This is a genomic window from bacterium (assembly GCA_029210545.1).
Classification (GTDB): domain Bacteria; phylum BMS3Abin14; class BMS3Abin14; order BMS3Abin14; family BMS3Abin14; genus JARGFV01.
Genome location: JARGFV010000151.1, coordinates 1 through 5,173, shown reverse-complemented (window position 1 = coordinate 5,173; position 5,173 = coordinate 1). Strand labels below are relative to the sequence as shown.

The following is a 5,173-nucleotide window of genomic DNA, read 5'->3' as shown; positions in this document are numbered from 1 at the left end:
AAGCGTCGTTTTCCCTTTCCTTACAAATCAATGACTTACGGTGTGAGTCATTGATTTGGGCGCCCCGCGCGGGGCGCATTGATGGACTTTTTGCCAGTCCATCAAATTTCAGAGCAGGACACAACGGCAACAAGTCCATTACATCCTGGATTTGTCTTGTGGGTTTTCTTTGAGATCTGAAATGTGAGATTTGAGATCAGCGATTTATTACCCGGTTTCTTACTGGGGTAATAAATCGCCCCTCACCATCTCGTCGAAGGTCAGTTCCTTCTTCAGGATCCCCCTGGCCTTGAGCCAGTTGTAGGTGTCCATGGTGAGTTCACGGCTCGGGACAGCGGGATCCTCGAAAGCAGGGATGGGGAAGGCCCGCTGCAGGGGTTCCGGGACCCCTGTGTACTTGATCATCGCGGCCCTTGCCCCTTCCGGATCCTCCCTGATGAGCCGGGCAGCCCGGGTGGTGGCGCGGAGAAACGCTTTTACCGCGTCAGGGTTCTTCTCGATGAACTCGTTGGTGAACAGGAGTGTGGTGGGAGTGATCCCGAGCCCGCGATCGTCCGCTACGACAGTCGCTCCCTTCTTCTCCACGAAGGTCACCAGGGGCTCCGGCAGGACGGCTCCGGCCACCTGTCCCTCCAGCAGCATGGGGATCCTGGCCGGGATGCTCTTGGTCTCAACCATGCTCAGTCTGGCGCCGGGAGATTCCTTTTCCAGCAGCCTTGCAGTCACGTACTCGATGACCGTGTTCGAGCTCCCCGCGATGCCCTTTTGTGCCAGTTCGGTGAGGGACGGCTTCCCGGTACCCGGGGCAGCGAGGACGGCGAACATCCTCTGGTCGCCGGTAGTGTTGAAAACGGTGGCGACCATCCTCATGGGTGTCTGGTTGGCGCCGAGGATAATGGAGGTCAGCATGTCCCCGAAATAGCCCTGGGTCTGGCCGGCGGCCATGGCGGCGTCCTTCTCGAGGCCCGACCTGAACCCGATGAGCTCGACCTGGATCCCTTCCTCTTTGTACAGCCCCTTGTCCTGGGCAACGAACAGGGGCAGGGCCTGGATCACCGGCAGGACGCCGAAGGAAATCTTCTTCTCTCCGGCTCTCGCGGTTCCGGGGAACGAAACAGCCGTAACGGCTGCCGCAACTAACGCCATTGTCACAAGGGTTCTTTTCATCTGCAGTTTCTCCTCATTTTTCTACCCGCATGCCGTTTCTGAAAATATGGATGATCTCCTGTACCCATTGGTCGTTTTTCCTGCCGGTGCCTGAATTGCCCTCCCCGGCCCCTGAGTCAAGGGCGGGGGCCATGAACTCCAGGTAGTGGGCCTGGAGAAAGCGGTCCAGAACGCTCTGGAGGATAAAGGCAGCCCGTTCCGGGTCCAGGTCCTCCCGCAGTTCGCCCTTTGCCATCCCGTCTTCCACGAGGGAGCGAAGGAAACGTTTCGAGGTGTCCTGGATCTCGCCCAGGATATGGTTCCCGTGGGGAGCGTCCCCGGTGTAGATCACCCGGTAGTACACGGCTGCCGAGAGGGGGCGCCGGGCGGTGAATTCGAGCCCGGCGGTGATGATCCGTTCGAGCCGCGTAAAAAACGGTTCGCCGAAGGTTTTGTCCCTGACTTCCCGGAGAACGTTCTTCACCTCACTGAGGGTGGAGCTGTAGACGTAACCGAAGAGGCCTGATTTGGTGCCGAAATACTTGAACAGGGCGCCCTTGCTGATCCCGGCTCCTTCCACAAGACGGTTCATGCTGGCCGACCGGTAGCCGAACCGGCCGAACTCCTTTAGTGCCGCGTCAAAGATGCGCTGCCTGGTGCCCGGTTCGAGTTTTTCGTATCGGGGATGGCTGACTTCCGGTTTCATGAACTCCTCCCAGTTGGTGACCGACTGGTCACGAACTGGGAGGATACGGGAATTTTCCCGGGAAGGAAACCCGAAATCCGCTGCCCGAAATCTGTCCTCATAATATCTTCGTCGGGCCATGGGGGAGGGGAAGAAGAAGGAATTGGTTTGCTGGTAGGAGGACCGAGGTGGGGGTGAGGAAGCACACCCTTATCCGAGTTAAGCGATCCCGGGATTGCTTCGTCACGCGCCATCCGTCTTCGTCACGCAAAAGGCGTGACTACGCCGCGACAAGTCGGCGTGACTCGCAATGACATACCGTTTGTATCCCGGATAATCACCCTGCCCGTCTTCGTCACACCAAAGGTATGACTACGCCGCGACAAACAGGCGTGATTTCCGGAATGACAATGCGGAAGTATCTCCGATACTCCGATACGTTCCGAAGGAACAGGCCCCGCCCCTTGCCTTCCCTCCCACACCCCCACACCCCCATACATTAGCCTGCCCTCGCCCCCTCGCCCCTTGCCTCGGGAAAGCTGTTGCCGGTATTATCGAAAGGTGGACATCACGATCTCCCTCGTCATCTGCTCCATCGTCCTGATCCCGGGTCTCGTGTTCGCCCTGTTTCCCCGGTGGGGCATGAGGGCGGTTTGCCGCTGCGCCAGTTCCTACCTGCGCGAAGACCTCTCTTCGGATCCCTACCACGTCATGGCTTTTCGGTTCTACGGGATCGCGGCAGCCGGCCTGGGTGCCTATGCGCTTTTCCAGGTGGTACAGTTGATAGGGTCGCAAAAAGTCCAATCCGGGACTTTTCGCTCCACGGAAAGGGAAAAGCGTCGTTTTCCCTTTCCTCACGGATCGCTGACATATTTGCCGGTCATCGATCCGGGCACCCCGCGCGGGGTGCGTTGATGGACTTTTTGCGAGTCCATCACTGTTCATGATCTCAAACTGACGGCAAGCACCATGTTCCCTTGGTGATTTTCTGTGAATTGATGAACGTCTCTTTCGTTAGAGAGATAAATAGTTAAATATACAGGGTAAGCGGTTGCCATAAAATTATTTATACAAAGGAGTCTGCCCTTGCCGGAGATCCATGAGATCAACTACACGGTCCGCCCCTACGAGGCAGGGTACGGGAAAACCCTGAAACCCGAGGCGCTGCTGAACTACCTGCAGGATGCCGCCTTCGAGCACAGCTACCGGAGGGGGATCTCCCTATACCACTTCGTGCCCCTGGGGCTGACCTGGGTCTTGACCCGTTACCACGTGGAGGTCGAAAGGGATCCGGCTGTGGGTGAGAGGGTGACGGTGCGAACGTGGTACCCGGGAGCCGTCAAGCCTTACTACCTCAGGGACTGGGAGATCGTCGATAGTGAGGGGATCACTTTAGTCCGGGCGACGAGTTCCTGGCTCATCATCGACATGAAAAGAAAAGGGCCGTCCGGGGACAACGGTCTCCTGGACGGCTTTCCGCCGCATCCGGTCCGTTCCCTGGAAGACGATTTTGCTCCCCTGCCCGAAATGGAAAGTGTGGATGCCGAGTCCACCTTTTGCGTCCGCCTGTCCGACACCGACCTGAACCGGCACGTCAACCACGTCCATTACATCCAGTGGGCCCTGGATTCGGTCCCTGCCGAGGTCATGGATAAAAAGCTGGTCACCGGGATCGAGGTGGGATACCGCGGCGAGGCCCGTTTCGGAGATAAGGTGATATCGAAGGTCGGGTCCGGGGGTGAGGGCCTTTTTCTCCATCAGCTTGTCAGGGAATCCGATGGGAAGGAACTGACGAGATTGAGAACGAAGTGGGGATGAATTGGAATTCAGGAGCCAGGAGCACGTCCACACCCGTTTGATACAGGATAGTTAAATGACTGAAAATGAGCGAAAAAAGAGCAGCGGTGGTCAGGGGAAAGAAATGATCGGCTTCCGGTGGGTCCTGAACTTCCTCAAGACCGGGATCTGGAGGGTGCGCCGGAAAAATGTTTCCTCCCTTTCCTGGTTCGGTATCAGGATCCTCAGGATCCTCCTGCTGACCTTTCGCGGGTTCGTGGAAAACCGATGCCAGCTGAGAGCCAGTGCACTGACATTTTACTCCCTGTTGTCGGTGGTCCCGGTCATGGCCATGGCCTTCGGCGTGGCCAAGGGGTTCGGTTTCCAGAGGACCCTGGAAAGGGAGGTGGGCAAGGTCTTGAGCGCCCACGCGGAGGTGGCGTCGCAGATCGTCACCTTTGCCAACACCCTCCTGGAAAATACGAAAGGCGGCCTTGTGGCCGGTATCGGTTTCGCGTTCCTGGTGTGGACGGTTATCAAGGTTCTTTCCAACATCGAACAGAGTTTCAACGAGATATGGGGAATAAAGGAGCCAAGGACCTGGGTGAGGAAAGTCAGCGATTACCTGTCGCTCATGTTCATCCTTCCGGTCCTCTTCATCGCTTCCAGCGCCGCTACGGTCATCGTAGCAGGCCAGATCCAGACTATCATGGCGAAGATCAGCGTGCTCGGGTACATCAGCCCTCTTGTCCACACACTCATCCGCCTGCTGCCCCTGGCGGTGATCTGCCTCATGTTCACTCTCCTTTACATCTTAATGCCCAATACCCACGTCCGGGTCCGCGCCGCCCTCATCGCGGGTGTCGCTGCGGGTTCGGCCTTCCAGCTGTTCCAGCTCCTGTACGTGAGCTTCCAGGTCGGGGTGGCCAGGTACAACGCCATCTACGGGAGCTTCGCCGCCTTGCCCCTGTTCCTCTTCTGGCTCCAGGCCAGCTGGATGATCGTCCTGTCCGGGGCGGAACTTTCCTTTGCCACGCAGAACGTGGACACCTACGAGTTCGAACCCGATGCCAACCTGGCCAGCCCGGCTTTCAGAAAACTCCTGTCCCTCCGGATCGTCAACCTGCTCATCGGGCATTTCTCCCAGGGGGAACAGCCCATGGACGAGGATGCCATCGCCCATAACCTGAGCATCCCCATACGCCTGCTGCGCAACATCCTTTTCGAACTGGTGGAAGCCGGACTCATCTCCCCGGTGCGCATGGCCAGCGAAAAGGTCCACGCCTTCCAGCCAGCTTTCGATCCGGACCAGATGAGCGTGGCGTCCGTCCTCGATTCCCTGGAACTCCATGGCGTCGACACCATCCCCGTGCTGAAATCGGCCGAGATCGAGCAGCTGAGGCAGAGCATGGAGACAATGAGGGAAGAGAACCGCAGGTCGCCGGCGAATGTGCTGCTGAAGGACATAGGGGTAAAGCAGGATTAAGTACTAGCAGCGTGTCGGAAAACCCTGACACGCTGCGTAAAAGTTTGTTGGAACGACTTTTCTAATGCTTTTTGCCTTCG

Annotated in this window: 5 protein-coding genes; 3 read left to right on the top strand and 2 right to left on the bottom strand. The window is 57.8% G+C overall.

Annotated elements, in window-relative coordinates; translation table 11 throughout:
- Nucleotides 1-219: 219 nt before the first annotated feature.
- Complete coding sequence (locus P1S46_11420; GenBank protein MDF1537085.1) at nt 220-1,167, bottom strand: ABC transporter substrate-binding protein; 948 nt, start codon at nt 1,165-1,167, stop codon at nt 220-222.
- Between the two features lie 13 nt (nt 1,168-1,180).
- Entirely contained in the window at nt 1,181-1,852 is a 672-nt protein-coding gene (locus tag P1S46_11415; protein ID MDF1537084.1) for a TetR/AcrR family transcriptional regulator, read from the bottom strand.
- 540 nt (nt 1,853-2,392) lie between these two features.
- On the opposite strand from P1S46_11415, the gene P1S46_11410 reads away from it, so the two are divergent.
- From P1S46_11410 to P1S46_11400, 3 genes are all read left to right on the top strand, one after another.
- Nucleotides 2,393-2,746, top strand: a complete 354-nt coding sequence (locus P1S46_11410; protein ID MDF1537083.1) for a hypothetical protein — start codon at nt 2,393-2,395, stop codon at nt 2,744-2,746.
- Between the two features lie 171 nt (nt 2,747-2,917).
- A complete protein-coding gene (locus P1S46_11405) occupies nt 2,918-3,649 on the top strand; it encodes a thioesterase (GenBank protein MDF1537082.1) in 732 nt (243 codons plus the stop codon).
- A 55-nt stretch (nt 3,650-3,704) separates the two neighbouring features.
- Nucleotides 3,705-5,093 carry a YhjD/YihY/BrkB family envelope integrity protein gene (locus tag P1S46_11400; GenBank protein ID MDF1537081.1) on the top strand — a complete coding sequence of 463 codons (1,389 nt, stop codon included), beginning with the start codon at nt 3,705-3,707 and terminating at the stop codon, nt 5,091-5,093.
- The last annotated feature ends 80 nt before the right edge of the window (nt 5,094-5,173 follow it).

Excerpts from the sequence above, each read along its gene's own strand:
- P1S46_11420 (MDF1537085.1), bottom strand. The coding sequence starts at position 1,167 with ATGAAAAGAACCCTTGTGACAATGGCGTTAGTTGCGGCAGCCGTTACG.
- P1S46_11415 (MDF1537084.1), bottom strand. The coding sequence starts at position 1,852 with ATGAAACCGGAAGTCAGCCATCCCCGATACGAAAAACTCGAACCGGGC.
- P1S46_11400 (MDF1537081.1), top strand. The coding sequence starts at position 3,705 with ATGACTGAAAATGAGCGAAAAAAGAGCAGCGGTGGTCAGGGGAAAGAA.